Genomic DNA, 26615 nt, shown 5'->3' on the forward strand with positions numbered 1-26615 from the left:
CGCCCCCCCACCCCACCCCTCCCCACTGCAAGCGGGGGGAGGGAGGCGCGGCGCGCCTGACCGCCATCGCTATCGCCATCGCACTCGCCCTGTCACCCGCCGCCGCCCAGCCGCAGCCGCCCGACCCCGACGCGCTGGCCCGCGAGGCGATGCAGAAGCTCGTCGAGAAACAGGCGCGTGAGGCTGAGCTGAAAGCGATCGAGCAACGGCTCGCCGGCAATGCCGAGGCGCGTGCGAAGCTCGATGCCGAGATCGCCGCGATCCGGGCCGATCGTGCCGCGCTGAACACAGCCCTGCTCGACACCACGGCCCGCGCACAGGGCACCGAGCAGCGCGTCAGCGCGCTCGAACAGCGCCTCGCCCTGCTGCAATCGAGCGAAGCCGCCATCCGCCGCTCGCTGGAGGGCCGGCGCGGTCTGATCGCCGAAGTGCTGGCGGCGTTGCAACGCATCGGGCGTCGCCCGCCGCCGGCCGTGCTGGTCCGGCCTGAGGATATTCTCGAGGCGGTACGAGCCTCGATGCTGCTCGGCGCCGTCGTGCCGGATCTGCGCCAGGAGATCGAGATCCTCGGCACGGATCTCGGCGAACTCGTCCGCCTGCGCGAGGGGATCGGCAAGGAGCGCCAGGCACTGACTGGAGAACTCGAGCAGCTCGCGACTGAGCGCCAGCGCCTCGCTTCGCTGGTCGAGGCCCGGCGTGTGCGGGAGGCCAGCGCCGCCAGGGACGTCGAATCGCAGCGCGGCGAGGGCGGCGAACTGGCGGCCCAGGCCCGCAGCCTGCGCGATTTCGTCGAGCGCATGGAAAAAGAGATTTCGGTCGCCAACCGCGCGGCAGATGCCGCTCGGGAAGCGCTCGAAGCCGAAACCCGCGAGCAGCGCCAGCGCATGGCGGCACTGGCCTTCAAGGACCCGGCCCGCCTCAGCCCCAGGATCGCCTTCTCCGAGGCACGCGGTCAGCTCCCCCTGCCCGTAGCCGGATCACGATTGCGTGGCTTTGGCGATCCCGACGGTGCTGGCGGGGTCACGCGCGGGATTTCTCTCGAGACCCGCTCCGGCGCCCTAGTTTCGGCGCCTTCGGACGCTTGGGTAGTTTACGCGGGACCGTTCCGCTCGTTTGGCCAACTCTTGATCCTGAATGCCGGCGGGGGGTACTATATGCTGCTGGCCGGCATGCAGCGGATCGATGTCGCGCTCAACCAGTTCGTCCTCGCGGGGGAACCGGTTGCGATTATGGGCGAAACATCCGAAGCTGCTGCAACGATCGTAGGTTCGGGAACCGGGCAGCCGGTTTTGTATATCGAGTTCAGAAGAGACGGCGTGTCGGTTGATCCGGCGCCGTGGTGGACGAAACCGCTTGGCGAAAAGGTTCGCGGATGATGCGCAAGGTTTCTCTCGTTTTCGCCGGAGCCGTCCTCGGTGCGGGCCTGACCGGAATGGTCACGCAGACGCGTCTGCTGACCTCCACCAGCGCGGTCGCGGCCTCGGCCGAGGTCTATCGCAGTCTGAATCTCTTCGGAGACATCTTCGAGAAGATCCGCACCGACTATGTCGAGAAGCCGGATGAACAGAAGCTGATCGAGGCCGCCATCAACGGCATGGTCTCCTCGCTCGATCCGCACTCGTCCTATCTCGACGCCAAGTCGTTTCGCGACATGGACACCGACATGCGCGGTCAGTTCGGCGGTCTCGGCATCGAGGTGACGATGGATGACGGCGTCCTCAAGGTCGCCAAGCCGATCCGCGACACGCCTGCCTTCAAGGCCGGCATCCTGGCCAACGACATCATCAGCCAGATCGACGGCGCCGAGGTGAAGGGCCTGTCCCTGACCCAGGCGGTCGAGAAGATGCGCGGCATCATCAACACCCAGGTCAAGCTCAAGGTCGACCGCCCGGGCAAGCCCGAGCCGCTGGAATTCACCCTGACGCGGACCACGATCGTGGTGCCGGCTGTCGAGGAGCGCGTCGAGGCCGATATCGGCTATATCCGCATCGGCACCTTCAGCGAGCAGACCTATGAGGGCCTGCGCAAGGCGATCGACAAGGTCAATGCCGATATCGGCATCGACAAGGTCAAGGGCTATGTCATCGATCTGCGCAACAACCGCGGCGGCCGTCTTGACCAGTCCGTCCTGGTCTCCGACGCCTTCCTCGATCGCGGCAAGATCGTTTCGACGCGCGGCCGCAATGCCGAGGAGACGCAGGTCTTCAACGCCAAGGCGGGCGATCTGACCAAGGGCAAGCCGGTCGTCGTGCTGATCAACGGCTCGTCGGCATCGGCCGCCGAGATCGTCGCCGGCGCCCTGCAGGACCACAAGCGCGCGACCGTGATGGGCACGCGCTCCTTCGGTAAGGGCTCGGTTCAGACCGTGATCCCGCTCGCTGGCAATGGCGGTCTGCGCCTGACCACGGCACGCTACTACACGCCGTCGGGCACCTCGATTCAGGCGAAGGGCATCTCGCCCGACATCGAAGTGCTGCAGGAGATCCCGGCCGAGCTCAAGGACAAGCTCGCCGAGAACAAGGGCGAAGCGGCGCTCAAGGGTCATCTCAAGGCCGGCGACGGCAAGGACGAGCAGTCCGGCTCGGCCTCCTATGTGCCCACCGACCCGACCAAGGACACGCAGCTGATCGCGGCGCTGAACCAGATCCGCGGCGTCAAGAAGGACGCGGCCGCTCCTGCATCGCCCGCGACCGAGGCTCCCAAGCCGAACTGAGGCGATCGGCCAGACCGCAACAGGCACGAGACTTACACCAGGCAAGGCTGTCTGTTTCCGTTCGAATCTGACAAGCTCCCGCGCGGCGGGCCGGTGATTCGGGCCCGCTTGCCAACGCTTGAGGACGGCTTTGCTTGGCCGGAACGCCGCTCACTGAGCTCAACCGGCCGCTTGGCCAGGATCGCGACGCGCCTCATGGCAGGCCATGGGGCCGCTGGGTCGCGCTCGCTTGCGCCGGTGCGGTCGGTCTGGTCTGGGCCTCCATCGCGCTGATCGTCGCGGTCGGTCGCGATCCTGACGGCGGCGAGCCGATGGCAACCGCGCAGATTGAGAAGCGCGCCGCGCCTGCAACCGTGACGCCGGGGGAGACCGTTCCGGTCGCCCAGCCCGATCCGGGCGCCATGGCCCGCTCGCAATCCAGCGCCCGCCAGCTCGAAAGCGAATCGGGCGTGACCGTGGTGCGGCCCGGCTCGGATGCACCCGGCGCCATCGTCATCACCATTCCCGACAGCGCCGCCCCGATCCGGCTGGCGCCCGCCCCCGACAGCCGGCTGGTCGAGCGCTCGCGCCACGGCCCGCTTCCCAAAATCGGCCCCGACGGCGCGACGCCGGCGCAGATCTATGCCCGGCCAGCCGGTCCGCCGCCCTCCGGCAAGATCGCCGGACGCGTCGCCATTCTCGTCGGCGGCCTCGGCATCAGCCAGAGCGGCACCAGCGATGCGATCACCAAGCTGCCTGGCGCCGTCTCGCTCGCCTTCGCACCTTATGGCGCCGAACTGGAGCGCACGGTCCAGCGTGCGCGCGGCGAAGGCCACGAGGTCTTCCTGCAGCTGCCGATGGAGCCCTTCGACTATCCCGACAGCGACCCCGGCCCCCACACCCTGCTGACCGGCCCCAAATCGGCGGACAACCTTGACCGGCTGCATTGGGCAATGGGGCGCTTCACCGGCTATGTCGGCATCGTCAATTTCCTCGGCGGCCGGCTGACCTCGGACGAGGCCGCGCTCTCGCCGATCCTGCGCGAACTGGCCGGGCGTGGGCTGATGGTGGTCGATGACGGTTCGTCGGCACGCAGCCTGCTCGCTGCTGCCGCCATCCGCGCACAGATCCCAGCCATGAAAATCGACCGCGTCATCGATACGGTGGCGCGCGCCGACGCCATCGACAAGGAGCTTGCCGCCGTCGAGGTTGCAGCGCGCGATCAGGGCCTCGCCGTCGTCAGCGCCAGCGCCCTCCCGGTTTCGGTCGAGCGCATCGCGCGCTGGGCGCAGACGCTCGAAGCCAAGGGCATCCAGATCGTGCCGATCAGCGCGGCGCGCGGCCTGCGCAGCCCCAAGACCACCGGATCCCTGAGGTGACGACAGCCGTGATGACCGACACTCCGCCCGAGGGCTATCGCCCCTGCGTCGGCTTGGCGCTGTTTAATGCGCAAGGCCTGGTCTTCATCGGCCGGCGCGCCAACAAATCCCTTCGCGAGCATGTCGCGCCCGGACATGAATGGCAGATGCCTCAAGGCGGAATCGACGACGCAGAGACATCGCTCCAGGCCGCCACGCGCGAATTGCAGGAGGAAACCAATGTCACCTCGGTGACGCTGCTGGCGGAAGCGCCCGGATGGCTCACCTATGATCTACCCGTCGATATCGGCAAGGAGGCCTGGAAGGGTCGCTGGCGCGGGCAGGCGCAGAAATGGTTCGCCTTCCGTTTGACCGGCCCCGACAGCGAGATCGACATCGCAACGCCCGCCGGCGGACACAAGGCCGAGTTCGACGCCTGGCGCTGGGAGCGGCTGGACGCGACGCCGTCGCTGATCATCCCGTTCAAGCAGGGTGTCTATCGCGAGGTGGCGGCGCTGTTTGCCCCCTTCGCCGCAGCCTGATCAGGCGCGCCACCAAGGAAACCGACATGCGGTTTGAAGACGATCTCGAACCGGTCTCTCCGGCTCTGCGCGAGCGCCTCGCCCCGGGCGGAACCCTGCGCGCCGGCATCAACCTCTCGAACTTTCTGCTCGTCTCGGCAAAGACGCCCGATGGCGGCCCGGCCGGGGTCTCGCCCGACATGGCCCGCGCGATCGCCGACCATCTCGGCGTGGGCCTGCGTCTCGTACCCTACGCCTCCCCCGCCATCCTCGCCGATGCGGCAGCGCGCCACGAATGGGATATCGGCCTGATCGGCGCCGAGCCCCAGCGAGCCGAGACGATCGCCTTCACGCCCGCCTATGCCGAAATCGAGGCGACCTATCTCGTGCCGGCAGGCTCTCCGCTGAACGGCATCGCCGAGGTTGATGCGCCTGGTGTCCGGATCGCGGTCACGGGCAAGACGGCTTATGGCCTCTGGCTCGACCGCAACATCCGCCATGCCGAACTCGTCCGCACCGCCACGATGGACGAGACGCTGGCCGATTTCCGCGACAAGGACCTCGACGCGCTCGCCGGCCTGCGCGCACGGCTGATCACCGATGTCGAGCAACTCACCGGCGCCCGCATCCTCGATGGCCGCTTCATGACCGTGCAGCAGGCCATCGGCATCGCCCGGAATGGCGATGCGCAGACCGATGCGGCCTTGGCCTGGCTGACCCGCTTCGTCGAGACGGCGAAGACCTCCGGGCTCATTGCCGAACTGATCCGCAAGCATGGCATTGAGGGCCTGAGCGTCGCCTGAGCAGCGCCACGGGGTTGATTCGCGCCGCCTCCCGGACCACCCTGCCGCCAACCGCCGGACCGGGATCCACGGTTCAGCTTGCCGGCGCGCAGGCTCGTGACAGCCGCCCCATCGTATCGAACAGGAGATTCATCGTGCAGGACGAGATCTGGGCGCAGCTTGCCGAGCATCGCGCTGCGACGGAGGGGCGCCACCTGCGCACGCTCTTCGCCGAGAATGCCGCGCGCTTCACGACCTTCTCGGCCAGCCTGGACGATCTGCTGCTCGATTATTCCAAGACCGCCATCACAGCCGACACGATGGCGCTACTGCTGAAGTTGGCCGAAGCCGCCAATATGGCCGGCCAGCGCGATGCCATGTTCGCGGGCGAGGCGATCAACACCACCGAAAAGCGCGCCGTGCTTCACACCGCGCTGCGTGCCCCGGCCGAAAGCCACGTCCTGGTCGACGGCGCCGACGTGATGCCGGACGTCCATGCCACGCTGGACAGGCTTGCGGCCTTCGCCGAGGGCATCCGCAGCGGCGCGATTGCGGCAGCCGACGGCGCGCCCTTCACGGATGTGATCAATATCGGCATCGGCGGCTCCGATCTCGGCCCCGTGATGGTGACGCTGGCGCTCGCGCCCTATCATGACGGCCCGCGCCTGCATTACGTGTCCAATGTCGACGGCGCCCATATCGCCGACACGCTCGCCAAGCTCGATCCGGCGCGGACGCTGGTCATCGTCGCCTCCAAGACCTTCACCACGATCGAGACCATGACCAATGCCGCGACAGCCCGGCGCTGGATTGCGGGCGCCCTTGGTGAAGCGGCCGTCGCCTCCCAGTTCGCCGCCGTCTCGACCGCCCTCGACAAGGTCGGCACCTTCGGCATCGCGGCCGACCGCATCTTCGGCTTCTGGGACTGGGTCGGGGGGCGCTACTCTGTCTGGTCGGCGATCGGCCTGCCGGTGATGATCGCGGTTGGCGCCGAGCATTTCCGCGCGTTCCTGGCCGGCGCGCACGCGATGGACGAGCATTTCCGCACCGCGCCGCTGGAGACCAACCTCCCCGTCCTGCTCGGCCTCGTCGGGATCTGGCATCGCGACATCTGCGGCTATCGTGCCCGCGCGGTCCTGCCCTACGACCAGCGCCTGCTGCGCCTGCCGGCCTATCTCCAGCAACTCGACATGGAATCGAACGGCAAGCGCGTTCGCAAGGACGGCTCGCCCGTGACACGGCCGACCGGGCCTCTGGTCTGGGGCGAACCCGGCACCAACGGCCAGCATGCCTTCTACCAATTGATCCATCAGGGCACGGATACGATCCCCTGCGAATTCCTCGTCGCGGCGGAAAGCCATGAGCCGGACCTCGCCCAGCATCATCGGCTGCTGCTGGCCAACTGCCTCGCCCAGAGCGAGGCGCTGATGAAGGGCCGCACGCTGGAGGAAGCGCGTGACATCCTGGCGAAACAGGGCATGGCGCCCGATGCGGTCGAAGCGCTCGCCCCTCACAAGGTCTTCCCCGGAAACCGCCCCTCGGTGACGATCGCCTATCGCAAGCTGGACCCCTTCACCCTCGGCCGCATCATCGCGCTCTACGAGCACCGCGTCTTCGTCGAGGCCGCGATCTGGGGCATCAACGCCTTCGATCAATGGGGCGTCGAGCTCGGCAAGGAACTCGCCACCGCGCTGTTGCCGGTGATCGAGGGCAAGGCCCCGGCTGACACGCATGATTCCTCGACGGCGGGGTTGGCGCAGTACCTCACCGGCCCGGCCTGACGCCATCGCTCCCGCCCGATGCTTGCCATCCGCCCCACAGCATGCGCCTTGCATCGGCAGAAGCAGGCAAGACGAGCCGGGGCGAAGCGACCACGATGAACGACGGTTTGATATCCCGGGCCAAATCGACGCCATTATCTCCGCTCGACGACCCCCGCTCGCTGCGCCGCCGCGAGGATGAGCGCTTCCTGACCGGCAGGGGCGACTATCTCGACGACCGCGCGCTGGACGGCGAGCTCTGCGCCGCCGTTCTGCGCTCGCCCCATGCCCATGCCGCCATCGTCTCGATCGATACGAGTGCGGCTTTAGCGCTGCCCGGCGTGCACGGGGTCTACACGACCGCTGATCTCGCCGACCTAGGTCCGCTGCCCTCCTACATCGTCGTCGCGACCGTCGAGCCGCTGATCGTGCCGCCGCGCCTGCCCTTGGCCCAAGAGATTGTCCGGCATGTCGGCGATCCCGTCGCCTTCGTCGTCGCCGACAGCGCGGCGCTGGCCCGCGAGGCCTGCGAGCACATCGTCGTCGATTACGACATCCTGCCCTCGGTCACCGAGTTGCGCAGCGCGCCTGAGAGCGACGCCGCGCAGATCTGGCCGGAGGCGCCGGACAACATCGCCTATCGCTTCCGGCGCGGCGATGCGGCGGCAGTCGCAAAGGCCTTCGCCGAGGCGGCCCATGTCGTCACCTGCGATCTCGTCAACAACCGCATCGTCGCCGCCGCGCTCGAACCGCGCATCGCGGTCGGGCATTTCGATCCGCAAACCGGCGTCTACCACCTCGCAATCAGCGGCGCCTCGGTCCACGCCATCCGTCGCGAATTGGCGGAGGGCGTCTTTCGCCTGCCGCTCGACAAGATTCAGGTCTCCTGCCCCGATGTCGGCGGCGGCTTCGGCATGAAGAACGTCACCTATCCCGAACATGCGCTGGTGCTCTGGGCCGCGCGCAAGCTCGGCCGGCCGGTGCGCTGGAGCGCCGAGCGCATCGAGGAGTTCACCGGCGGCGTCCACAGCCGCGACAACATCAGCACGGCCCGGCTCGCGCTCGACAAGCGCGGGCGCTTTCTCGCGCTCGCCGTCGAGACGATCGGCAATCTCGGCGCCTATGTCTCCTCGCTGGGGCCGGGCAGCTCGACCAACGCACCCGCCGCCGCCATGGGCGGGCTCTACGACATCCCGGCGATGACGATGGATGTGCGCGGCGTCTTCACCAACACGGCCCCGATCGATGCCTATCGCGGCGCCGGCAAGCCCGAGGCGAACTATCTGATCGAGCGGCTGATCGAGAAAGCGGCCCACCAGCTCCGCATCGACCCGGCCGAACTGCGCCGGCGCAATTTCATCCGAAAATTCCCCTATCGCAGCGCCTTCGGCACCACGATCGACTGCGGCACCTTCGCGGAAAACCTCGACTCTGTGCTCAAGGCAGCCGACCGCGCGGGCTTCGCCGCCCGCAAGCGAGCTGCGAAGAAGCGTGGCAAGCTACGCGGCTTCGGCATCGGCTGCTTTCTGGAGACCTCGCGCGGCCAGCCCAATGAGGAAGCCTGGCTGCGCCTGCGCGACGACGGCACCATCGACATGGCGGTGGGCACCCAGTCCAACGGCCAGGGCCACGAGACCTCCTTCGCGCAGGTCGCCGCAGCCAAACTCGGCTTGCCGGTCGAGACCTTCAACCTGGTTCAGGCCGACACCATGCGCGTACCCCGCGGCGGCGGCCATGGCGGCGCCCGCTCGCTGCATCTCGGCGGCACCGCCCTGGTGATGGCCGCCGACGATCTGATCGCGAAGGCAAAGCCCATCGCGGCGCAGCTGCTTCAGGTGGCGGCCGACGGCCTCGTCTTCGAGAACGGCCGCTTCCGGGCGGCGGCTGGCCCCGACGGCCTGCCGCGCGACATCGACCTCTTCGCCATCGACCGCCATCTCCGCGACGGAGACGGCTCAGGCCTCGAAAGCCATGGCGACAATGTCTGCGACATCATCACCTTCCCCAATGGCGCGCAGGTCGCCGAGGTCGAGATCGACCCGGAAACCGGCGCGATCTCGCTCGAACGCTATGTCGCGGTCGATGACTACGGCACGCTGGTCAATCCGCTGCTGACGGAATCCCAGGTCCATGGCGGGCTGGCGCAGGGCATCGGCCAGGCCTTGATGGAGGAGGCGGTCTACGATCCCGATTCCGGGCAGCTCCTCAGCGCGACCTTCATGGACTACGCCATGCCCCGCGCCGACGACATGCCCTTCTTCGAGCTCGAGATGGTCGAGGTGCCCACGAAAGCCAACCCGCTTGGCGTCAAGGGCTCCGGCCAGGCCGGCTGCATCGGCGCGCCGCAGACGGTGATGAACGCGGTGCTCGACGCACTGCGCCCGCTTGGCGTGACGCATCTCGACATGCCCGCGACGCCGGCGAGGGTCTGGCGCGCGATCCGGGATGCGCGGGCGGCACAGCCTTAAGCCATCACCAGCCCGCCATCGACATGCAGCGTCTGGCCGGTGACGAAGCCGCTCCAGTCGGAGGCGAGGAAGAGCACGGGCCCGGTCACATCCTCCGGCGTCGCGATGCGCCCCAGCGGCGTCTGCGCGATCAGTTGATCCTTCACCGCCTCGCGGGTCTTGCCACTGGCATCGGTCGGCCAGACCAGACCGGGCGCGACGCAGTTCACCCGGATGCCAAGCGGCCCGAGTTCAGTCGCGAGATTGCGGCTGAAGCCGATGAGGGCGGCCTTGGCGGTGGTGTAGTCGTGATAGGCGATGCTCGGCCGCGCCACGAGGTCGGTCGCCATGTTGACGATCGCGCCCCGGCCGCGCTGTCGCATTAGCGGTAAAGCCGCCTGGCAGACAGTATAGGTCGCCTTCACCGCGCCATCGATCTGCGCCTGATAGGAAGCCCACGGCGTCTCCCAGAAGCGCGCCCGGTTGTCGGGGTCGAAGACGTAAGGCGCGAAAGCGTTGTTGACGACGACGTCGAGCCGGCCGGCTTCCTCGGCAACCCGAGCGACCATCGCCTCCACCTCGCCGGGCACGGTGACGTCGGCCGCGATCGCGACCGCCTGCCCGCCGGCTGCCTGGCAAGCCTCGACCACCGCCTGCGCGGCGGCCGTGCTGCTGCGGTAGTTCACAAAAACCAGCCCGCCCTCCGCAGCAAAAGCTTTGGCGATGGCGGCGCCGATGCCCCGGCTCGCCCCGGTCACGAGGATCGTCCTGTCGCGGAATTTCATGATCTCTGTCCGTCCAGCGTTCGCAAGACTCGCACGAAAACCACCGAGTCATCCCGGGCGATCGAAGGGCGACCCGGGATCCATGCCTGAACCGTTCCGGAATGGGTCCCGGGTCTGCGCTGCGCTCCGCCCGGGACGACGGCGCGTTTCAGGGGAAACAGAGCCATCACGGCAGAAGATCCGACTTGACCACCACGCCCATGTCGAGCGGCTTTCCGATTAGCCCGAGCTTGTGGAAGGTATCCGCGCCCTTCTGCATGAGCTCGGGATCGAAATGGCCGAGCCCCCTCGCATCCGTCGTCGGCGACACGGTCGAGAGGTTGCGCAGCTTGATGATCTCGAGGTTGAGCGCCTCGTCGCGGCCATTGATCGCCCGCGTCACCGCGAGCTTGGCCGCCTCCTCGGGCCTGGCGATCATCCAGGCGGCGCTGTCGCGATAGGCTTCGAGGAAGCGCTTCAGCAGCGGCTTCCTGGCTTCATAGGTCGCCTGCGTCACCACGAAAATGTCGCTGGGCAGGTTGAGATGGTCCTTCACCTCGATCACATCGACCTCCGGCAGGCCCTTCAGCTTCGCGACCAGGAGCCCGGTATCGGTCGCGGCGGTGGCATCGACCTGCCCCTGGATCAGCGGCGCGAAGTTGAGCAGCCCGGTGACCTCGATCGTGACGTCCTTTTCGGTGAGCCCGACCTGGTGCAGCAGCACCTGCAGGTTCTGGCGCGTGCCGCTGGAGAGCGAATAGACGCCGATGCGCTTGCCCTTGAGATCGGCCGGGCCCTTGATGCCCTTGGCCTTGGGCGCGACCACGTTGAAGACGTTCTGCGGATAGATGTTGTAGATCGCGACCAGCTTCTCGCCCTTGTCGAGCGCCAGATACAGCGCGGCCGGATCGGTGAAGGCGATATCGGCCTGGCCCGTCAGCATGTTCTGGATTGCCGAGCCGCCGCCGCTGCCGGGCACATAGCCGAGATCGATTCCCCTGGCCTTGAAGAAGCCCTTATCCGGCTCGGCCAGAAGGTTCGTGATCTCGCTGATCGGCTGGCTCCAGCCTGCGACCGTCACCTTGTCGAGGGCTTGGGCGTGGGCGGAACCGAAGCTGGAGGCGACCGTCATCAGAGCGACGGCCATCCCCACAGCCCTCATCCTGAGGAGCCGCGAAGCGGCGTCTCGAAGGATGGTCCAGTTGGCTCGGGCACCTCCTGAACCATCCTTCGAGACGGCCCTGCGGGCCTCCTCAGGATGAGGGCTGGGGGAGACGAAACGACCCATGGCAATCATGACTTACCCTTTCAAATGATGGCGCAGCAGCAGCCGTTCGAGCAGGAGCGCCGCCTGGTAGAAAACCATGCCCAGCAGCGTGATCACGATGAACAGCGCAAACATCAGGCTCGAATCCATCACGCTCTGGGCGGCGATGATCGAGGCGCCGAGCCCCGCCCGGCCGCCGATGAACTCGCCGACGACAGCCCCGACCAGCGACAGCACGACCGCGACGCGAAGCCCGGCGAGCATCATCGGCAGGGCGCTCGGCAATTTCAGCCGCAGCAGCGTCTGGAGGCGGCTGGCCCCCAGCATGCGAAACAGCTCGCGCCGGGCCGGATCGACCTGGGACAACCCTGTCAGCGTGTTCTCCATCAGCGGAAAGAAGCAGATCAGCGCCGTAATCACGACCGTCGGCGTCAGGCCGAAGCCGAACCAGATGATGAAGAGGGGGCCCAAGGCGAGCTTGGGCACGACCTGGCTGGCGACGATGTAGGGGTGGAGCAAGCGTCGCAGAAATTCGGCCTCCGCCAGCAGGATGCCGGCGCCGAGCCCGATCAGGCAGCCGAGCGCCAGCCCCAGAGTCATCTCGGTGGCGGTGATCGCCAGATGCGGAAGAAGCCGCCCGCTGACGATCTCGCTCCAGAGTGTTGCGAAGACGGAAGACGGCGCCGGCACGATCAGCGCCGGCACCGAGCCCAGCCGGCACCAGGCCTCCCACCCGCCGAGCAGCACGAGCAGCAACAGGGCCGAGGCAAGACGCGCCTTCATGACGCCGCGTCCATCGCCTGCCGCAACTCCCGGCAAAGCGCATTGAAGGGCTGGCCGTAGCGCATCTCCCGGCCCCGCTGACGCGGCAGGTTGACCGCCATCTCGTGATGCAGCCGGCCCGCCGCCATGATCGCGACGCGGTCGGCGAGATAGACCGCCTCGCCGATGTCATGGGTGACGAAGAGCACCGTCGTCGCATGCATCGCGCACAGCGCCAGCAGATCGTCCTGCAGTTCCTCACGGGTCAGCGCATCGAGCGCGGCGAAAGGCTCGTCGAGCAGCAGCAAATCCGGTTCCGTGATCAGCGCACGCGCCACCGCGACCCGGCTCTGCTGCCCGCCAGACAACTGCGCCGGATGACGCTGCGCATAATCCCCGAGCGAGACGAGGCCCAGAAGCGCCCGGGCCTTCTCCCGGTCCTCCGCCCGCAGCGCACGCTTCAACGAAAGCGGCAGCAGGACATTGTCGAGGACGCTGAGCCAATCAAGCAGCGTCGGCTGCTGGAACACGAAGCCGATCCGGGAGCCCGGCCCATTCAGGGCCGCGCCATCGATGCGAACCTGACCGGTATCGGGTCGCAGCAGACCGGCTGCGAGTTTCAACAAGGTCGTCTTGCCGCTGCCGCTGCGCCCCACCAGACAATGGAAGGCACCACGCGGGATCGCCCAGTCGACGCGATCGACGATGGGCGCTTCCGCGCCATAGCGGTAGCTTGCACCGTCCAGGACGACGAAACCCTCGCGCTGCCGCTCAATCGACATAAGCTGCGAAGCCTTCGGCGGCGAGTTCGGCCGCTTGCTCGATCTCGGTGATGGTGACGAGGTCGAGCAGGTTGAAGCGCCCGTCATTGTGCCAGCCGGCCTCCGGCGCGGTCATTCGCCCGAAGGCGCAGATCCGCGTCACGCCAGCCTCACCCAGCAACGCAGCGACCCGGAACAGCTCCTCGGGCGCAGCCGCGACCGCCGCGCTCTGGAGAAACGCCCGGAACGGCGCCACGAGCGGCACGACTGCGTCGAGACTGTCCACTGCCACGATCTTCAGCGTTCGGTTCAAACCGCTCGGCGCCAGCGCCTCGGACGCCTCGACACAGACGACGCTCCAGGGATCGCCGGCATCGCCCAGAACCGCTCGCCCACCTCCATCGAAAGCGCGCATTTCCTCGGCGGCGCGCCAGGCGGCCACACCGGCAGCCTCTGCAACCGACAATGCCCGGCGCGGATGCGTGCGCGCAAAGCGCGCCAGTTCGCCCGAGACCAACTCGGCGAATTCGCGCGGCGATACCTTGCCGCCACGCTCGACGAACAGCATCTGCGGCGAGTAGCAGCCCTGCTGCTCGTAGCGCATCACGTCATGGGCAACGAGGCGGGTGAGCGGCCCGGCCTTGCGCGTGTCGAGCGCAGCGCGCGAGACGAGCCCGAAGCCGATCTTGTGACCATGAGGCAGGAAGCGGGTGGTCACAGGGACGCGCTCCCGGATCGCCGCCAGCGCCTCGTTGCCGCCATAGGCGACGATCGTGTCCGCCTCGTTCAGCCAGACCTCGTCGCTCTCCGTGTCGCCGCCCTTCCACCAGACGATCGCCAGGCACTCACCGAGCTTCGGGTCGATCTCGGCCAGGATCTGCGAAAACCAGCCGGCCAGCAGTGGCTCGCCGCTGGCGACCTTGCCGACCGTCCCTGCCTTGACCAGAAGCCCGGAGATTAGGCTCCAGAGCGAAAGTCCCGGGACATTGCCGGCCCAGATATGCAGCAGCAACTCAGGGCCATGAGCCCGCGAGAATCCGCCCTTCATCGCCGGCTGGAAGACATCGAGGATCCCGGGATTGACGAAATCCTCGGCAAGGAAGCGTTGCAACTGCGGCGCCCGGAAGGTCCGCAGATAGCCCGATAGCCCCAGCCGCACCGTCTCCCGGTCATAGCCGGTGACGATGGGCAGGATCGCTTCCGCCTTGCGCCGCCAGGGATCGTCCCGGTCGAGGAGGCGCGCGATGGCCTTGTCGATCGTCGTGACGATCTGCGCGACCGGCAGCGTCTTGAGATAGGCTCGGGCATTCTCCCGTATATGGGCGGCGAGCGCACGCGCCTGCTCCTCGGTGAGCACCGGCATGGAAACCTGCACGCTTTCGCCCCAGGCGGCAAAATCAAGCTGCAGCCACGCGACCTCCGCGGCCGCCAATCCCGGCAGATGCCCGGCCCGCTCGATCACGGCGTCAACCTCGTGCCGCCTTGAGAAACGCGGCTACCGCCAGCGAGCAGCCTTTGGAATCCGCGCCATCGACGCGGCCGAGCAGTTTGAACCCGCCCTCGACGATGATTCCGGCATCCTCGGTCAGGATCGCCGAGACGCAGTTGAAATGGGCGAGGTCGTGATGCAACAGGACGCCTGTCGCGCCCTCGGGCAGATCGTGCCCGGTAACGGGATCGACCACCCGGCTGCGAATCCAGTGCGGCCCCGATTTCACCGGCGGGTAGATCGCGTTGCCGTCATCGTAGAACTGCGTGCTGAGTTCGGTCATGCCGTACATGTTGATGCAGGCCGCGCGCGGCACGCCGAGCGCGACTGAGAGCGCATCATAGAACGCATCCGCCCCCATCTCGCGCGACTGGCCCTTGAAGCCGCCGGTGTCGAGAATCCGGCTGCCTTCGGGCAAGGCGAAACGCCGCCCCGCCGCCGCCAGCGCATCGAGCAGATGCACGAAGCTGAAGCTTGCACCCAAAAGCGCATAGGGCTCGCCGGACGCCTCCGCGCGCTCCAGCGCCGCGATCAGCCGGGGAATATCGAGGCCGTCTGGCCCGATGAAGCCCGCGCTGTCGGACGTCCCGCATTCGCGCTTCGCCAGGGCAAGGTAATGCGCCAGCGAGGAATTCGGCAGCGCCGCCTCGTCGGGGAACAGGATTCCCATCGCGATCCGCTCGCGCTGCTGCATGAAGCGGTTGCGAAAATTCACCAGCATCGAGCGGTCCCAGACGGCCAGCGTCGGATGGTGGCTCTTGCCCCTGATGCCGCCTTGGGTCGTGCCGCTGGTCATGAAGACGGCTTGCGCCTCCTCCGGCGGGGTGCAGCTCAGCGTCAGATCCTTGAAGGCGGTGATCGGGACGGCGGGAATGTCGCGCCAGCGACGCACTGTCAGCGGCGTGCGCCCGCGCTGGATGGCGAAGCGGCGATAGGGTTGGTTATGCGCGAACTGATAGGCGAAGACGGCAAGCGCCATCTCCTCGAACGCTGCTTCGGATGCCTCGCCCCGGTCGATGAAACCGAGCAGGGCCGCGATGATCTGTGCTTCGGTCACGTCCAGCCACGCCTTCCGCCAAGCCCGCATGGTCGGGCACGATGCCCGGCATGGGACAGCAGATCCGGATTGACGGCGCGAGCCTGGATAAGGGGCGCGCATGTTGGCACCCGATGTCCCGCATCCCTACGCCGGCATGACCCGGATCAGGTTCGGAGGGTCACCGCGCTGTCGGGCTTATGGGCTCGACCGGCGGAATCTCAGCCCCCTCGCGGGGCACCCCTTGGAACAGCGGCCAACATGGGGGCGCGTCCGACACGATGTCAAGAAAACGCAGTGCATGGCGCCAGCCGTCGGCTGCCCGGGGAGAAACCTTCGCCGCGGGATGCGCGTTGAACCCGACAACGAGATCAAACCGAAAGTTCGACCATGGAAACGGTGAAAGACAATCTTGCCCTCGAGATCGCCGATCAAGGTGGCCTCCTGACCGAATCGGAAGGCGCGGCGACCCTCCATCAGGTGAGCCTGCGGACCAATGTCCATGACGAAGGCAGTGACGCCAACGATACCGCCGACGGGCTCACAGACTCGGAAGAGGCGGTCCGCCACGCTGCCGAGGACATCCCGACCGCCCAGCGTCCCGAGGGCCCCATCGAGACGGTTCCTGTCTTCGATCGCGGCTCGCTTCCGCCCAAGATCTAGATCGCTCAAACGAGTTGTTGGAGGGACCGACGCCCGCCAGTCCGGGTGGCGGCGGCAAAGCCCATGGCTATTCTTCCGCGCCAGCGATAATCCTCTGTCCTCGCCGCCGCTTTTGGCGGTGCGTGGGCGCACAGGCCCGGTCATTGAGCTACGGGGAACGGCCTGACGAATGGAATCGCGAGCCAGTCATGCTCTGATCGGATTATTCGCGCTGGCGCTTCTGGCGATGCTTTGTGGCGTCGTGTTCTGGTTCGGCAGCGGCCGCGGCGCGGGAAAGACGGACGTCCGTCTGGTTTTCAACGACAGGGTCTCGGGCCTCGGGCGCGGCTCCAGCGTTCTCTTCAACGGGTTGCGCGTCGGTGAGGTGACAGACGTTGCCCTGCATCCCGAAAATCCGCGCCAGATCTATGCCGTGATCAGGATCGACCAATCGACGCCGCTGCGTGTCGATACCCGCGCCCGCACCGAGGCCGTGGGGCTGGCCGGTGTTGTTGCCGTTCAGCTTCTCGGCGGCGAACCGCATGCCGCCGTACTGACGGCTCGGGCCGGCCAGGACCTGCCGACCATCACGGCTGAATCGTCGGACGGCTTGCTGGAGACCGTGCGGACCGTCGCCAAGCGCACCGAGGACGCTCTCGGCGGCATCGAGGCGATGGTCAAGCAGAACGCGGGACCGATCGCCCAGGGGATTCGCAGCGTGGAAGAGTTCTCGGTCGCGCTGAGCGGCAGCGCCGACGGCGTCGCCAAACTGATGCAGGGCATTGGCGCGGTCGCCGATGTCGTGGCCCCTGTCACGGCGAAACTCGGCGCCTTCAGCGAGGACATGACCGGCGCGATCCGCGCGATCGATCGCACTTCTATCGTGGCGACGGTCGAGGACGCGAGCAGGCTCGCCGCGACGCTGGGCACCGCCAGCGGCGAGGTCGGCAAGGCGCTGCAGGATACCGCATCCATCTCCGGCAGGCTCAACCGGGTGGCAGACCAGATGGACGGCGTGCTGAGAGGGGCCCAGGATTTCCTCAACACAGCTGCGGGTCAAAACGGGAGCAATATGTTCTCGGATGTCGCCGAAGCGGCCCGGAACCTCCGCGTGCTGGCGGAGAACCTCGACAAGAGTTCCGCCGGCATCACCGCCGAGATCGCCAAATTCACCGCCGGCGGGCTGCGCAGCTTCGAACCTCTCATCAATGGCGGCAGGCGCGCCCTGACAGGCGTCGGCCGCACGCTGCGCCAGGTCGAGCAGGACCCCCAGCAATTGATCTTCGGCAGCAAGCCGACCGTGCCGCCCTATAGCGGGTCGCGCTGATCAGCAGCGCCGCAGGTCATGGTCTGCTGCCCGCAGGGCCATGGCATGAAGGGCTGCCGCGACCACGGAACCGCGCGTCAAGGGCTGTTGGCTTTGAGTCTCGGGCGCTTCGCCATGGACACCCGCCAGGGTCCATCAGTGCGTCTGCGAGAACCGAGTGGCGGACAGGGAGGGATTTGAACCCCCGATACCCTTGCGGGTATGCCGCATTTCGAGTGCGGTGCATTCAACCACTCTGCCACCTGTCCGCGGTCGCCTTCGGTCGAAGCAGGCGGGTTACTACACGCGCCGTCGGGCCAAAACAAGTCTTCGGTCAAAACAAGTCGTGCGGTCGTCATATTTCAACGGCGAGCACCCTTTTTGGCGCTCGAGCGGGGGCTTGCCCTTGACCCGGCACCCCCTTTGCGCCTATCGACCCTTCGTCCGGCGTGGGGAAACCCGCGCCCGATCTCTTTTGGCCTCGTGGTTTCGCACATTGCGCGCCTCGGCCGGAAGAGCGAACCCCGACCCGTAACGACTGCCAAAAAGCTGTCCCGCATCGGCCTCCCCGGAGGTCATGACAGGGCAGGGCCGAACATGGAGGATAAAATGTTCGCAGTCATCAAGACCGGCGGAAAGCAATTCCGCGTTGCCGCCAACGACCGCATCACAACCGCCAAGATCGAAGGCAACCCGGGCGACACCGTCGCCTTCGGGACCGTGCTGATGCTCACCGATGGCGAGAAGACCACGCTCGACGCCAAGGCCCTCTCCGAGATCACGGTTGCCGCCGAGATCGTCGAGCAGGCTCGTGGCGACAAGGTCATCGCCTTCAAGAAGCGTCGCCGCCAGAATTCGAAGCGCAAGCGCGGCTTCCGCGCCGAGCTGACCGTCATTCGCATCACCGATATCCTCACCGGCGGCAAGAAGCCGGAGATGAAGAAGGGTGAGGCCTCGGCTGTCGCGCTGCAGGCCGGCTCGACCGAGACCAAGGCTGCTCCGAAGGCCGCCAAGTCTTCCGACGCGCTCGACGCCTCGAACCTCTCGCTGATTTCGGGCGTCGGCCCGACCATCGAGAAGAAGCTGCGCGCTGCCGGCATCACCTCCTGGAACGACATCGCGTCGTGGAGCGAGGCCGATGTCGCCAAGTGGGACGAGGAGCTCAAGCTCCGCGGCCGCGCCACCCGCGAGGAATGGGTCGTTCAGGCTCAGGAATTGCTGGCCGGCAAGCCCCCGCGCGCCAAGGCCGACCAGGCCGAACAGGCTTCCGGCGAGGACTACTGACGCCACCCGTCAGGTCGACTTCGCTTTCGCTGCCCGGACCGGCTGGCTTTTGCCGCCGATTCGGGTTAGAGACAGACATCAGTTTTGAGGTAGGGCGTTATGGCTCATAAAAAGGCAGGCGGTTCATCCCGCAACGGTCGCGACTCCGCAGGCAGGCGCCTGGGCGTCAAGAAGTTCGGCGACCAGGCCGTGATTCCGGGCAACATCATCATTCGGCAGCGTGGGACCACCTGGCATCCCGGCGCCAATGTCGGCATGGGCAAAGACCATACCCTGTTTGCGCTGACGGACGGCCGCGTCCGATTCACGACCAAACTCGGCCGAGCTTTCGTGAACGTAGTCCCGGCCCAAGAGGCCGCAGAATAAGACGGCGGATAGGGACACTCCTCGATCCGCCGGTTCCATCGAACCGGAACGGATCAGGGGTCTAGTCCCTCTCAGGGGTCACCCAAGGTCAGCGAAAGGGAGATGGGACAAGTCCCAGCTCCCTTTTTGCGTTTGCGCCGACGGAGAGACCCATGTTCCCCGAATTGACCCGCGACGACGTCTTCCGGCTCGAAACCCGCCGCCTCTGGCTGCGCTGGCCGCGCATGGCGGACGCCTCCGCCATTCTGCGCCAGGCGGGGGAGAAAGCCGTGGCCGAGATGACGGCGTCGATTCCCCATCCCTATCCGGTCGATGCGGTCGAGCCCTTCATCTTCGCCATGCGCAAGGGCAATGCGCTGGGCGAGCATCTGGTGCTGGCGATCACGCCGCGCTCGAAGCCCAATGAGTTGATCGGCATGATCGGCGCGCACAAGCAGGCGACGGGAATCCCCTTCATCGGCTACTGGCTGGGCACCCCGCATTGGGGCAAGGGCTATGCGACCGAGGCAGTCCAGTCGTTGATCGACACGCTGTTCTCGCTCGTCGACCTGCCGGCGATCGAGGCCGATACGCGGGTCATCAACCCGGCCTCGCGGCGCGTGCTGGAGAAGTCCGGCTTCCGCGCCGAGGGCTCGTTCCTGAAGTCGCTGCCCGCGCGCGGCGGGCTGTTCCCCTGCGAGCAGTACCGGCTCGACCGCTCGACCTGGTCTGCACTGAAGAGCTGGGGCGCCAGCGGCTGGGCCCATGCGCCCGAGATCGAGCCGTCGGTCGCCGTCGATACGCCGGGCGAACCCTGCCCGGCGTGAGCTGACAACCGCACCGTCATCCCGGACGCCGCACAGCGGCGCTCCGGGATCCATCATAGAGCGCCGTCCTGCCCTATGATGGATCCCGGAGCAGCGCGGCTACGCCGCTTGTTCGGGATGACGCGCGCAGGGAAAGGCGTACTGACTATTTCACAAACGTCCCACCCAACTCGTCCTCGATATGGATGCGGATGATCTCATCGAAGCTCGATTCCGCCTTGAAGCCGAGCGCGATCGCCCGCTGCGGATCGAAATTGCGCGGCCAGCCTTCGACGATTTTGTCGATCACCGGGTCGGGCACGCGCTTGATGCGCGACACGACGCTCTCGCCAGCGACCTTGCGCAGCGCCTCGATCTGCTCCGCCACGGTGCAGGAATAACCGGGCATGTTCAGCGCACGGCGCGGTCCGACAGCGGCGAGGTCCATGGTCGCGGCATGGATCAGGAAGGTGACCGCCGAGCGCGGCGAGGCGTGCCAGTGGCGCACCTGGTCCGACACCGGCAGCACCGCGTCGATGCCGTTCAGCGGCTCGCGGATGATGTTGGAGAAAAAGCCCGAGGCCGCCTTGTTGGGGCTGCCCGGCCGCACGCAGATCGTCGGAAAGCGAATGCTCAGCCCGTCGAAAAAGCCGCGGCGCGAGTAATCCGACAGCAGCAGTTCGCAGATCGCCTTCTGCGTGCCGTAGCTCGTCAGCGGCGTCGTAAAGAACTCGTCGCCGATCTTGTCATGGAACGGCGCGCCAAACACGGCCACCGAGGAGGTGAAGACCACGCGCGGCTTGTAGCCATCGCCGGTCAGGCGGATCGCCTCGAACAGATAGCGCGTACCGTCGAGGTTGATCTTGTAGCCCTTCTCGAAATCGGCCTCAGCCTCGCCGGAAACCACCGCCGCCAGATGGATGATCACCTCGGGCCGCGAGGCGATCAGCTTCTCCGCCTCGCCCGGCACCGACAGATCCGAGACGACAGCCTCGAAGGCGAAGGCCGCGCCGGCCGGCGCGTGCGCCGCGACGACATCCTGCGCCGTCACCTTGGCGATGGGCTTGCCCCCCAGATGCCCGTCACGGGCGAGGCGTTCGATGAATTTGCGGCCGGCCATGCCGGCGCCGCCGAGAACGAGAATATGCATTGGGCGGTAACTTCCTTCCTATGGCCGCTTCAGATCGGCTGAGCGGTCCAGTCTTGCATGGTTATTTTGCCATGCTTGTCGATTTGAACGAGTTGATCGACGACCGTGATCTGATCGTCGATGAACCGGAGAACCCGTGTCAGGAGATCGATCTGCCGGGCCGCCGATACAGATGGCAGGATCACGATCAGACCTGGATGGCGATTGAACTTGCGGTAGATGGGCCGGTAATCCTTGCCATCATTGGTGACGAAGATCCGGCCGGCCTCCACTGCATAATTGGCGATCATCCAATCTGGTCGGCCCCCAAGTCCAGACTGGACGACATGGCTGCCGACATATCCGTGATCGAAGACCAGTTCGACGAGCCGCGGCGTTAGGCACTCGTCGAAGAGGAAGCGGACGGCGGCGTCAAACTGGTTCGATGGATATGGCATTCTTCCGCGCCCAAAGCCGAACCGCTTCAATCCCATCGAATGGCAGGGACGGATAGTCGCCAAAAATGGCGCCATCCTTTCGTCCCTCTCTTAATTCTTCGACGATTGTCATCGCCGGCACGCGCGTGCCGGAGACACAGGGCTCGCCGCCCAGGATGCTCGGATTTGAAACGATCTCAGCCGGGATATAAGCTCGCTCGCGACGCGGGAAGGCCATGGCTCACCTCCTGTGGACGAGCGCCACTATAGCGCAAATCCGCCATCGGCGAGATGGATCTGGCCTGTGGTGTAGCTCGCCTCGTCGGAACCGAGATAGACGGCCAGCCACGCGATCTCCTCGGCGGTGCCGAGCCGCCCCATCGGCTGGCGGTCGATGAAGGCCTGGCGGGCAGCGGCTTCCGTCGTCTTGCTTGCCGCAGCCAGGTCCTTGATGCGCTGGTCGAGCGAGGGTGACTGGATCGTGCCCGGGCAGATCGCATTGGCGCGGATGCCCTTCTTGATGAAGTCGGCGGCCACCGCCTTGGTCAGGCCGATGACGGCGGCCTTGGTCGTGCCGTAGGCGTAGCGGTTGGGAATGCCGCGCACGGAGCCCGCCCCCGAGGCGATGTTGACGATCGAGCCGGCGCCCTTCTCCAGCATGCCCGGCAGGAACGCCTTGATCGTGCGGTGCATCGAGGTGACGTTGAGGTCGAAGGAGAAATCCCAGGCCTTGTCGTCGGTGTCGAGCACCGTGCCGTGATGCACGAAGCCCGCCGCGTTCACGAGGATGTCGATCGCCCCGACCTTCTCGGCGAACGCCTCGACCGCCTTGCTCGAGAGCACGTCGAGCTTGCGCTTCTTGGCCTTTGGAATGCCCTCCAGCAGCGCGACGTCCTTGTCGGTCGCCCAGACGGTGGCACCCTCGGCGACGAAGGCCTCCGCGATCGCGCGCCCGATGCCCTGCCCCGCCGCGGTGACGACCGCCACCTTGCCCTTCAAACGTCCTGCCATGATGTGCCTCGCCTTTGCTTTTCTTGGTTGAATATCGTCAGATCCGTTGGGTCCTGAAGCTTTCCAGACGCGCCCTCTGATACCCGTCCGAATCGAAATTGGCTGGGTCGAGCCAAGCGTCGAAGGCGGCGCTCACGGCCGGCCATTCGCTGTCGAGGATCGAGAACCAGGCCGTGTCGCGGTTCCTGCCCTTGACGACCATGTGCTGGCGGAAGAGGCCCTCATATTGAAAGCCGAAACGCTGCGCGGCCCGCTTGGAGGGCTCATTCAGATTGTTGCACTTCCATTCGAAGCGCCGGTAGCCCAGCGAAAAGCCATAGGCGCCGCAGAGATGGATCGCCTCGGTCGCCACCCGCGTCCTCTGTAACAGTGGCGAATAGGTGATGAAGCCAACCTCGAAGACGCCATGCTCCGGCCGGATCTCCATCAGCCAGAGATGCCCCTTGGGCCTGCCATCGGCCCTGTCGATGATCGCGAACGGGACGATGCCCGACTTCGACACCATCATCGCTAGCAGGTCGCCATAAGCCTCCCGCGTTTGCGGCGGATCAGCCGGCATCCACTGCCAGATGTGATCCTGTCCGGCATTCACCGCCCAGATGTCGTCGAGATGGCGGTCGGGATCGACCGGCTCCAGCCGGCAGTAGCGCCCCTCGAGCACGCGGGCCGGCGGGAAGGGCGGCGCCGTCCAGCCTTCGAGCAAGGGGGTGGCGGCACTATCCGCCGGAATCGAAGTCATGGCTTGGTCATCTCCTGCCAGCCCGTCAGATCGGTCGACACCGTCCAGTCCGGACCGAGTTCTGCCGCGATATCGCGGGCGATCACCGTGCCCTCGGCTTCCCAGGCGCGCTGCTCCGCTTCGCTGGGGAAGCGCGAGCGCGCCTCCTGCTCTTCTTCGTAGATCGCGTCGAACGCGTCCATCCAGCCCTCCAGCCGGTCAGCCAGATCCTCCGACAGATCGAGGTCCTCGGCATCGATCGCTTTGCGACGCCCCTTGGCGTCGAGCGTCCAAAGACCGCTCAGCCCAAGCCAGGCCGGTGCGATGAGAAGCGTCCCGCTCACGAGCGCGCCTTGAGATCTGCGGTGAAGAACGGGTTGAGCGGCGCCGACGGCCCATTCCCAGCAAAGCCCGCAAAACTGCCCTGCTCACTGATCAGCCGCGTCGCCTCGATGAAGGCGGCCCAAGCCGCGCGTGCCAGCGCTCCGCCGATCGAAATCCGTCGCACTCCCAGCGCAGCGATATCGGAGACCGAGAGGCCGAAATCGCCAAAGACCAGTGCGTTGACGGGCTTGCTACCGGCTGCACCGACGATGGTGGCGATCTGCTCTCGCGTCTTCGGACCAGGCGCATAGAGCACATCGGCACCGGCCTGCGCATAGGCTTCGATGCGCCGCGCCGACTCGGCGAGGGCATCTGGATGCCCGGTCAGGAAGCACTCCGCCCGCGCCGTCAGCATCACACCCGAGCCGGTCTCGTCGATCGCCTTGCGCGCCGCCTTGATACGCTCGACCGCAAGGTCGAACGGATAGAGCGGGTCATCGGCACGTCCCGTCGCGTCCTCGATCGAGAGCCCTGCCACGCCTGTTGCGATGCACAGCTTCACATTCGCCGCGACCCCGTCGGGCGTATCGGCATAGCCGTTTTCGAAATCGGCGTTGATGGGGAGGTCCGGCACCGCTTTCACCAGCTCGGCCAGATGCGCCAGCATCATGTCGCGCGGCACGTCCTGGTCGGCCCTGCCTTGCGTGAAGGCGAAGCCCGCACTGGTCGAGGCCAGAGCCTTGAAGCCTTGCCCGCGCAGCCAGCGGGCCGAGCCGACATCCCAGGGATTGGGCATGACGAAGTAGCCGGCTGCATGCAGCGCCCGGAACGTCTCGACCTGAGAGGAATAGCTCATTTTAAATCGTTTCAGATGCGCCGGAACGGCGGAATACCATATTGTCCGCGCCGCATCGTTTTGTCAGCCCTGCAGACGCGCGCGACGGGATCGGCGCCGATGCGCGGGCGGAATGGCGGCCGTGAGCGTCATTCTCGGGCGGCGCATGCGCCGACCCGAGAATCTCGTCCCGGAAATGCTCGGGTCAAGCCCGAGCATGATGAGGCACCCTCAATGGTTGTCGCGCGGGATGCCGAAGGTCTTGTGGATCTGCTGGTATTTGACCGCCGGCTTGAGCACCATGCCCTCGGAGAGTTCGCCGACGATGTTGCGCTGGATCTCCTGCCAGGGCGTCTGGCTGGCGGGATATTTGTAGCCACCCGCAGCCTCCAGCGCGGCACGGCGCGCGTCCAGCTCTTCCGCCGAGATCAAGATGTCGGCGGAGCGCTTGTTGAGGTCGATGCGGACCTTGTCGCCCGTCACCAGCAGGGCAAGCCCGCCGCCCGTCGCCGCTTCCGGCGAGGCATTCAGGATCGAGGGCGAACCCGAGGTGCCCGACTGCCGGCCGTCACCGATGCAGGCAAGCGCGGTCACGCCCTTCTTGATCAGGTAATCCGGCGGCCGCATGTTCACCACCTCGGCGGCGCCTGGATAGCCCACCGGGCCGACGCCGCGAATGAACAGGATCGAGTGTTCATCGATCTCCAGCGCGGGATCGTCGATGCGGTGGTGGTAGTCCTCGGGCCCGTCGAAGACGATCGCCTTGCCCTCGAAGGCGTTGGGGTCGTTGGGGTTTTCCAGATAGCGCTGGCGAAATTCCGGCGTGATCACGCTGGTCTTCATGATCGCCGAATCGAACAGATTGCCGCGCAGGTTGAGGAAGCCGGATTGGGCCTTCATCGGCGCGTCATAGGCCTTGATGACGTTGCGATCCTCGGCGAAGAAGCCCTCGCAATTCTCGGCAAGCGTGCGGCCATTGGCGGTGATCGCGGGCTTGATCTTGCCCTTGGCGACGAGCTCCGCGACCACGGCGGGCACGCCGCCGGCGCGGTAGTAATCCTCGCCGAGATATTCGCCGGCCGGCTGCAGATTGACCAGGAGCGGAATGTCGTAGCCGACATTCGTCCAGTCCTCATTGTCGAGGGGGACGCCGACATGCTTGGCGATGGCGTTGACCGAGATCGGCGCGTTGGTCGAGCCGCCGATGGCGGAGTTCACCACGATCGCGTTCTCGAAGGCTTCGCGCGTCATGATCTTCGAGGGGATCAGATCCTCCCAGACCATGTCGACGATGCGCAGACCCGTCAGATAGGCCATTTCGTAACGGTCGCGATAAGGCGCGGGAATCGCGGCCGCGCCCGGCAGCGTCATGCCCAGCGCCTCGGCGATCGAGTTCATCGTCGTCGCCGTGCCCATCGTGTTGCAGTGGCCGGCCGAGGGGGCCGAGGACGCCACCAGATCGACGAAGCCCTTATAGTCGATCTCGCCGGCCGCCATCATCTGGCGCGCCTTCCAGACGATGGTGCCCGAGCCCGTGCGCTCGCCGCGGAAATTGCCGTTCAGCATCGGCCCGCCCGGCAGCGCGATCGCAGGGATGTCGACGGTCGCGGCTGCCATCAGCTGCGCCGGAGTGGTCTTGTCGCAGCCCGTCGTCAGCACGACGCCGTCGAGCGGATAGCCATAGAGGATCTCGACGAGCGAAAGATATTGCAGGTTGCGATCGAGGCTCGCGGTCGGCCGCTTGCAGGTTTCCTGGATCGGATGGATCGGAAACTCGAACGGCACGCCGCCGCGCTCGCGGATGCCGTCGCGGACGCGGTGGGCCAGCTCGATATGATGACGGTTGCACGGCGCGATGTCCGACCCCGTCTGGGCGATGCCAATGATCGGCCGGCCAGACTGCAGCTCGTCGCGCGACAGGCCGAAATTCATCGTCCGCTCGATATAGAGCGCGGTCATGTCGGCATTGGCGGGGTTGTCGAACCAGGCCTTCGAGCGCAGCTGCTCCGGCGCGATGCGGTGCCGGGCTTTGGTGTTCGTGGTCGCCACCGGGCGGTCTTCGCGCGGCACATTGCTTTCGGGCGTCTTGGCCATCCTGGTCTTTCCTCTCGCACGACGCGGCACTGGCGGCCGCTTGTC

25 protein-coding genes, 1 tRNA gene and 1 riboswitch are annotated in these 26615 nt (G+C 66.5%); of the genes, 12 read left to right on the top strand and 14 right to left on the bottom strand.

Going from position 1 to position 26615, the window contains the following annotated elements; genetic code table 11:
* From IP69_RS06860 to IP69_RS06890, 7 genes are all read left to right on the top strand, one after another.
* A partial coding sequence (locus tag IP69_RS06860) for a peptidoglycan DD-metalloendopeptidase family protein (RefSeq protein WP_054142079.1) occupies positions 1-1376 on the top strand: 1376 nt, incomplete at its 5' end.
* Entirely contained in the window at positions 1376-2713 is a 1338-nt protein-coding gene (locus IP69_RS06865; RefSeq protein ID WP_054142264.1) for a S41 family peptidase, read from the top strand. The genes IP69_RS06860 and IP69_RS06865, both read left to right, overlap by 1 nt.
* 134 nt (positions 2714-2847) lie before the next feature.
* Positions 2848-4071, top strand: coding sequence for a divergent polysaccharide deacetylase family protein (locus tag IP69_RS06870; RefSeq protein WP_054142080.1), 1224 nt, complete (start codon positions 2848-2850; stop codon positions 4069-4071).
* Positions 4072-4082: 11 nt separating this feature from the next.
* Positions 4083-4592, top strand: a complete 510-nt coding sequence (locus IP69_RS06875; RefSeq protein ID WP_054142081.1) for an RNA pyrophosphohydrolase — start codon at positions 4083-4085, stop codon at positions 4590-4592.
* Positions 4593-4618: 26 nt separating this feature from the next.
* Positions 4619-5374 (top strand): transporter substrate-binding domain-containing protein, encoded by a 756-nt coding sequence (locus IP69_RS06880; protein WP_054142082.1) that lies wholly within the window; start codon positions 4619-4621, stop codon positions 5372-5374.
* Positions 5375-5508: 134 nt separating this feature from the next.
* A complete protein-coding gene (gene pgi / locus IP69_RS06885) occupies positions 5509-7134 on the top strand; it encodes a glucose-6-phosphate isomerase (RefSeq protein WP_282568231.1) in 1626 nt (541 codons plus the stop codon).
* Positions 7135-7229: 95 nt separating this feature from the next.
* Positions 7230-9581 (top strand): xanthine dehydrogenase family protein molybdopterin-binding subunit, encoded by a 2352-nt coding sequence (locus IP69_RS06890; protein ID WP_197279722.1) that lies wholly within the window; start codon positions 7230-7232, stop codon positions 9579-9581.
* Here IP69_RS06890 and IP69_RS06895 read toward each other — a convergent pair.
* The 6 genes from IP69_RS06895 to IP69_RS06920 form a co-directional block, all read right to left on the bottom strand.
* Positions 9578-10345, bottom strand: coding sequence for an SDR family oxidoreductase (locus IP69_RS06895; RefSeq protein ID WP_054142084.1), 768 nt, complete (start codon positions 10343-10345; stop codon positions 9578-9580). The genes IP69_RS06890 and IP69_RS06895 overlap by 4 nt on opposite strands.
* Positions 10346-10511: 166 nt before the next feature.
* Positions 10512-11471, bottom strand: a complete 960-nt coding sequence (locus IP69_RS06900) for an ABC transporter substrate-binding protein (RefSeq protein ID WP_054142085.1) — start codon at positions 11469-11471, stop codon at positions 10512-10514.
* A gap of 153 nt (positions 11472-11624) precedes the next feature.
* Entirely contained in the window at positions 11625-12374 is a 750-nt protein-coding gene (locus IP69_RS06905; protein ID WP_054142086.1) for an ABC transporter permease, read from the bottom strand.
* A complete protein-coding gene (locus IP69_RS06910; protein WP_054142087.1) occupies positions 12371-13135 on the bottom strand; it encodes an ABC transporter ATP-binding protein in 765 nt (254 codons plus the stop codon). Before IP69_RS06910 ends, IP69_RS06905 begins: the two co-directional genes overlap by 4 nt.
* Positions 13125-14576 (bottom strand): acyl-CoA reductase, encoded by a 1452-nt coding sequence (locus IP69_RS06915; RefSeq protein ID WP_054142088.1) that lies wholly within the window; start codon positions 14574-14576, stop codon positions 13125-13127. Before IP69_RS06915 ends, IP69_RS06910 begins: the two co-directional genes overlap by 11 nt.
* 4 nt (positions 14577-14580) lie before the next feature.
* On the bottom strand, positions 14581-15660 hold the full coding sequence (locus tag IP69_RS06920; RefSeq protein ID WP_197279724.1) for a hypothetical protein: 1080 nt from the start codon (positions 15658-15660) through the stop codon (positions 14581-14583).
* A 106-nt stretch (positions 15661-15766) separates the two neighbouring features.
* Positions 15767-15894: riboswitch (TPP riboswitch) on the bottom strand.
* Between the two features lie 135 nt (positions 15895-16029).
* On the opposite strand from IP69_RS06920, the gene IP69_RS06925 reads away from it, so the two are divergent.
* Positions 16030-16302, top strand: coding sequence for a hypothetical protein (locus IP69_RS06925; protein ID WP_054142090.1), 273 nt, complete (start codon positions 16030-16032; stop codon positions 16300-16302).
* 169 nt (positions 16303-16471) lie between these two features.
* Positions 16472-17608 (top strand): MlaD family protein, encoded by a 1137-nt coding sequence (locus IP69_RS06930; protein WP_054142091.1) that lies wholly within the window; start codon positions 16472-16474, stop codon positions 17606-17608.
* Between the two features lie 158 nt (positions 17609-17766).
* Here IP69_RS06930 and IP69_RS06935 read toward each other — a convergent pair.
* Positions 17767-17856, bottom strand: a tRNA-Ser gene (locus IP69_RS06935).
* Between the two features lie 340 nt (positions 17857-18196).
* On the opposite strand from IP69_RS06935, the gene rplU reads away from it, so the two are divergent.
* From rplU to IP69_RS06950, 3 genes are all read left to right on the top strand, one after another.
* Positions 18197-18871, top strand: coding sequence for a 50S ribosomal protein L21 (gene rplU / locus IP69_RS06940; protein WP_054142092.1), 675 nt, complete (start codon positions 18197-18199; stop codon positions 18869-18871).
* Positions 18872-18970: 99 nt separating this feature from the next.
* Positions 18971-19237, top strand: coding sequence for a 50S ribosomal protein L27 (rpmA, locus tag IP69_RS06945; protein ID WP_054142093.1), 267 nt, complete (start codon positions 18971-18973; stop codon positions 19235-19237).
* 152 nt (positions 19238-19389) lie between these two features.
* Positions 19390-20043, top strand: a complete 654-nt coding sequence (locus IP69_RS06950) for a GNAT family N-acetyltransferase (protein WP_082359068.1) — start codon at positions 19390-19392, stop codon at positions 20041-20043.
* Between the two features lie 145 nt (positions 20044-20188).
* Here IP69_RS06950 and denD read toward each other — a convergent pair whose 3' ends face one another.
* From denD to IP69_RS06985, 7 genes are all read right to left on the bottom strand, one after another.
* Positions 20189-21172, bottom strand: coding sequence for a D-erythronate dehydrogenase (gene denD / locus IP69_RS06955; RefSeq protein WP_054142094.1), 984 nt, complete (start codon positions 21170-21172; stop codon positions 20189-20191).
* A gap of 29 nt (positions 21173-21201) precedes the next feature.
* Positions 21202-21684 (bottom strand): DUF5615 family PIN-like protein, encoded by a 483-nt coding sequence (locus IP69_RS21775; protein ID WP_248306748.1) that lies wholly within the window; start codon positions 21682-21684, stop codon positions 21202-21204.
* A 168-nt stretch (positions 21685-21852) separates the two neighbouring features.
* Positions 21853-22599, bottom strand: coding sequence for an SDR family oxidoreductase (locus tag IP69_RS06965; protein WP_054142096.1), 747 nt, complete (start codon positions 22597-22599; stop codon positions 21853-21855).
* A gap of 37 nt (positions 22600-22636) precedes the next feature.
* Positions 22637-23338 (bottom strand): GNAT family protein, encoded by a 702-nt coding sequence (locus IP69_RS06970; RefSeq protein ID WP_054142097.1) that lies wholly within the window; start codon positions 23336-23338, stop codon positions 22637-22639.
* A complete protein-coding gene (locus IP69_RS06975) occupies positions 23335-23661 on the bottom strand; it encodes a hypothetical protein (RefSeq protein ID WP_054142098.1) in 327 nt (108 codons plus the stop codon). The genes IP69_RS06970 and IP69_RS06975 overlap by 4 nt, the downstream gene beginning before the upstream one ends.
* Complete coding sequence (locus tag IP69_RS06980; protein WP_054142099.1) at positions 23658-24497, bottom strand: isocitrate lyase/phosphoenolpyruvate mutase family protein; 840 nt, start codon at positions 24495-24497, stop codon at positions 23658-23660. Before IP69_RS06980 ends, IP69_RS06975 begins: the two co-directional genes overlap by 4 nt.
* A 210-nt stretch (positions 24498-24707) precedes the next feature.
* Complete coding sequence (locus tag IP69_RS06985) at positions 24708-26570, bottom strand: IlvD/Edd family dehydratase (protein ID WP_082359126.1); 1863 nt, start codon at positions 26568-26570, stop codon at positions 24708-24710.
* Positions 26571-26615 lie beyond the last annotated feature (45 nt).

Origin of the sequence: Allobosea sp. AAP35 (genome assembly GCF_001295925.1) — a bacterium.
In the GTDB taxonomy this organism is placed as follows: Bacteria; Pseudomonadota; Alphaproteobacteria; order Rhizobiales; family Beijerinckiaceae; genus Allobosea.

Coding starts and splice junctions, on each gene's coding strand:
- IP69_RS06895 (WP_054142084.1), bottom strand. CDS start 10,345: ATGAAATTCCGCGACAGGACGATCCTCGTGACCGGGGCGAGCCGGGGC.
- IP69_RS06925 (WP_054142090.1), top strand. CDS start 16,030: ATGGAAACGGTGAAAGACAATCTTGCCCTCGAGATCGCCGATCAAGGT.
- IP69_RS06980 (WP_054142099.1), bottom strand. CDS start 24,497: ATGAGCTATTCCTCTCAGGTCGAGACGTTCCGGGCGCTGCATGCAGCC.
- IP69_RS06865 (WP_054142264.1), top strand. CDS start 1,376: ATGCGCAAGGTTTCTCTCGTTTTCGCCGGAGCCGTCCTCGGTGCGGGC.
- rpmA (WP_054142093.1), top strand. CDS start 18,971: ATGGCTCATAAAAAGGCAGGCGGTTCATCCCGCAACGGTCGCGACTCC.
- IP69_RS21775 (WP_248306748.1), bottom strand. CDS start 21,684: ATGGCGCCATTTTTGGCGACTATCCGTCCCTGCCATTCGATGGGATTG.
- IP69_RS06970 (WP_054142097.1), bottom strand. CDS start 23,338: ATGACTTCGATTCCGGCGGATAGTGCCGCCACCCCCTTGCTCGAAGGC.
- IP69_RS06875 (WP_054142081.1), top strand. CDS start 4,083: ATGACCGACACTCCGCCCGAGGGCTATCGCCCCTGCGTCGGCTTGGCG.
- IP69_RS06900 (WP_054142085.1), bottom strand. CDS start 11,471: ATGGCCGTCGCTCTGATGACGGTCGCCTCCAGCTTCGGTTCCGCCCAC.
- denD (WP_054142094.1), bottom strand. CDS start 21,172: ATGCATATTCTCGTTCTCGGCGGCGCCGGCATGGCCGGCCGCAAATTC.
- IP69_RS06930 (WP_054142091.1), top strand. CDS start 16,472: ATGGAATCGCGAGCCAGTCATGCTCTGATCGGATTATTCGCGCTGGCG.
- IP69_RS06890 (WP_197279722.1), top strand. CDS start 7,230: ATGAACGACGGTTTGATATCCCGGGCCAAATCGACGCCATTATCTCCG.
- IP69_RS06880 (WP_054142082.1), top strand. CDS start 4,619: ATGCGGTTTGAAGACGATCTCGAACCGGTCTCTCCGGCTCTGCGCGAG.
- IP69_RS06985 (WP_082359126.1), bottom strand. CDS start 26,570: ATGGCCAAGACGCCCGAAAGCAATGTGCCGCGCGAAGACCGCCCGGTG.
- rplU (WP_054142092.1), top strand. CDS start 18,197: ATGTTCGCAGTCATCAAGACCGGCGGAAAGCAATTCCGCGTTGCCGCC.
- IP69_RS06910 (WP_054142087.1), bottom strand. CDS start 13,135: ATGTCGATTGAGCGGCAGCGCGAGGGTTTCGTCGTCCTGGACGGTGCA.
- IP69_RS06905 (WP_054142086.1), bottom strand. CDS start 12,374: ATGAAGGCGCGTCTTGCCTCGGCCCTGTTGCTGCTCGTGCTGCTCGGC.
- IP69_RS06965 (WP_054142096.1), bottom strand. CDS start 22,599: ATGGCAGGACGTTTGAAGGGCAAGGTGGCGGTCGTCACCGCGGCGGGG.
- IP69_RS06950 (WP_082359068.1), top strand. CDS start 19,390: ATGTTCCCCGAATTGACCCGCGACGACGTCTTCCGGCTCGAAACCCGC.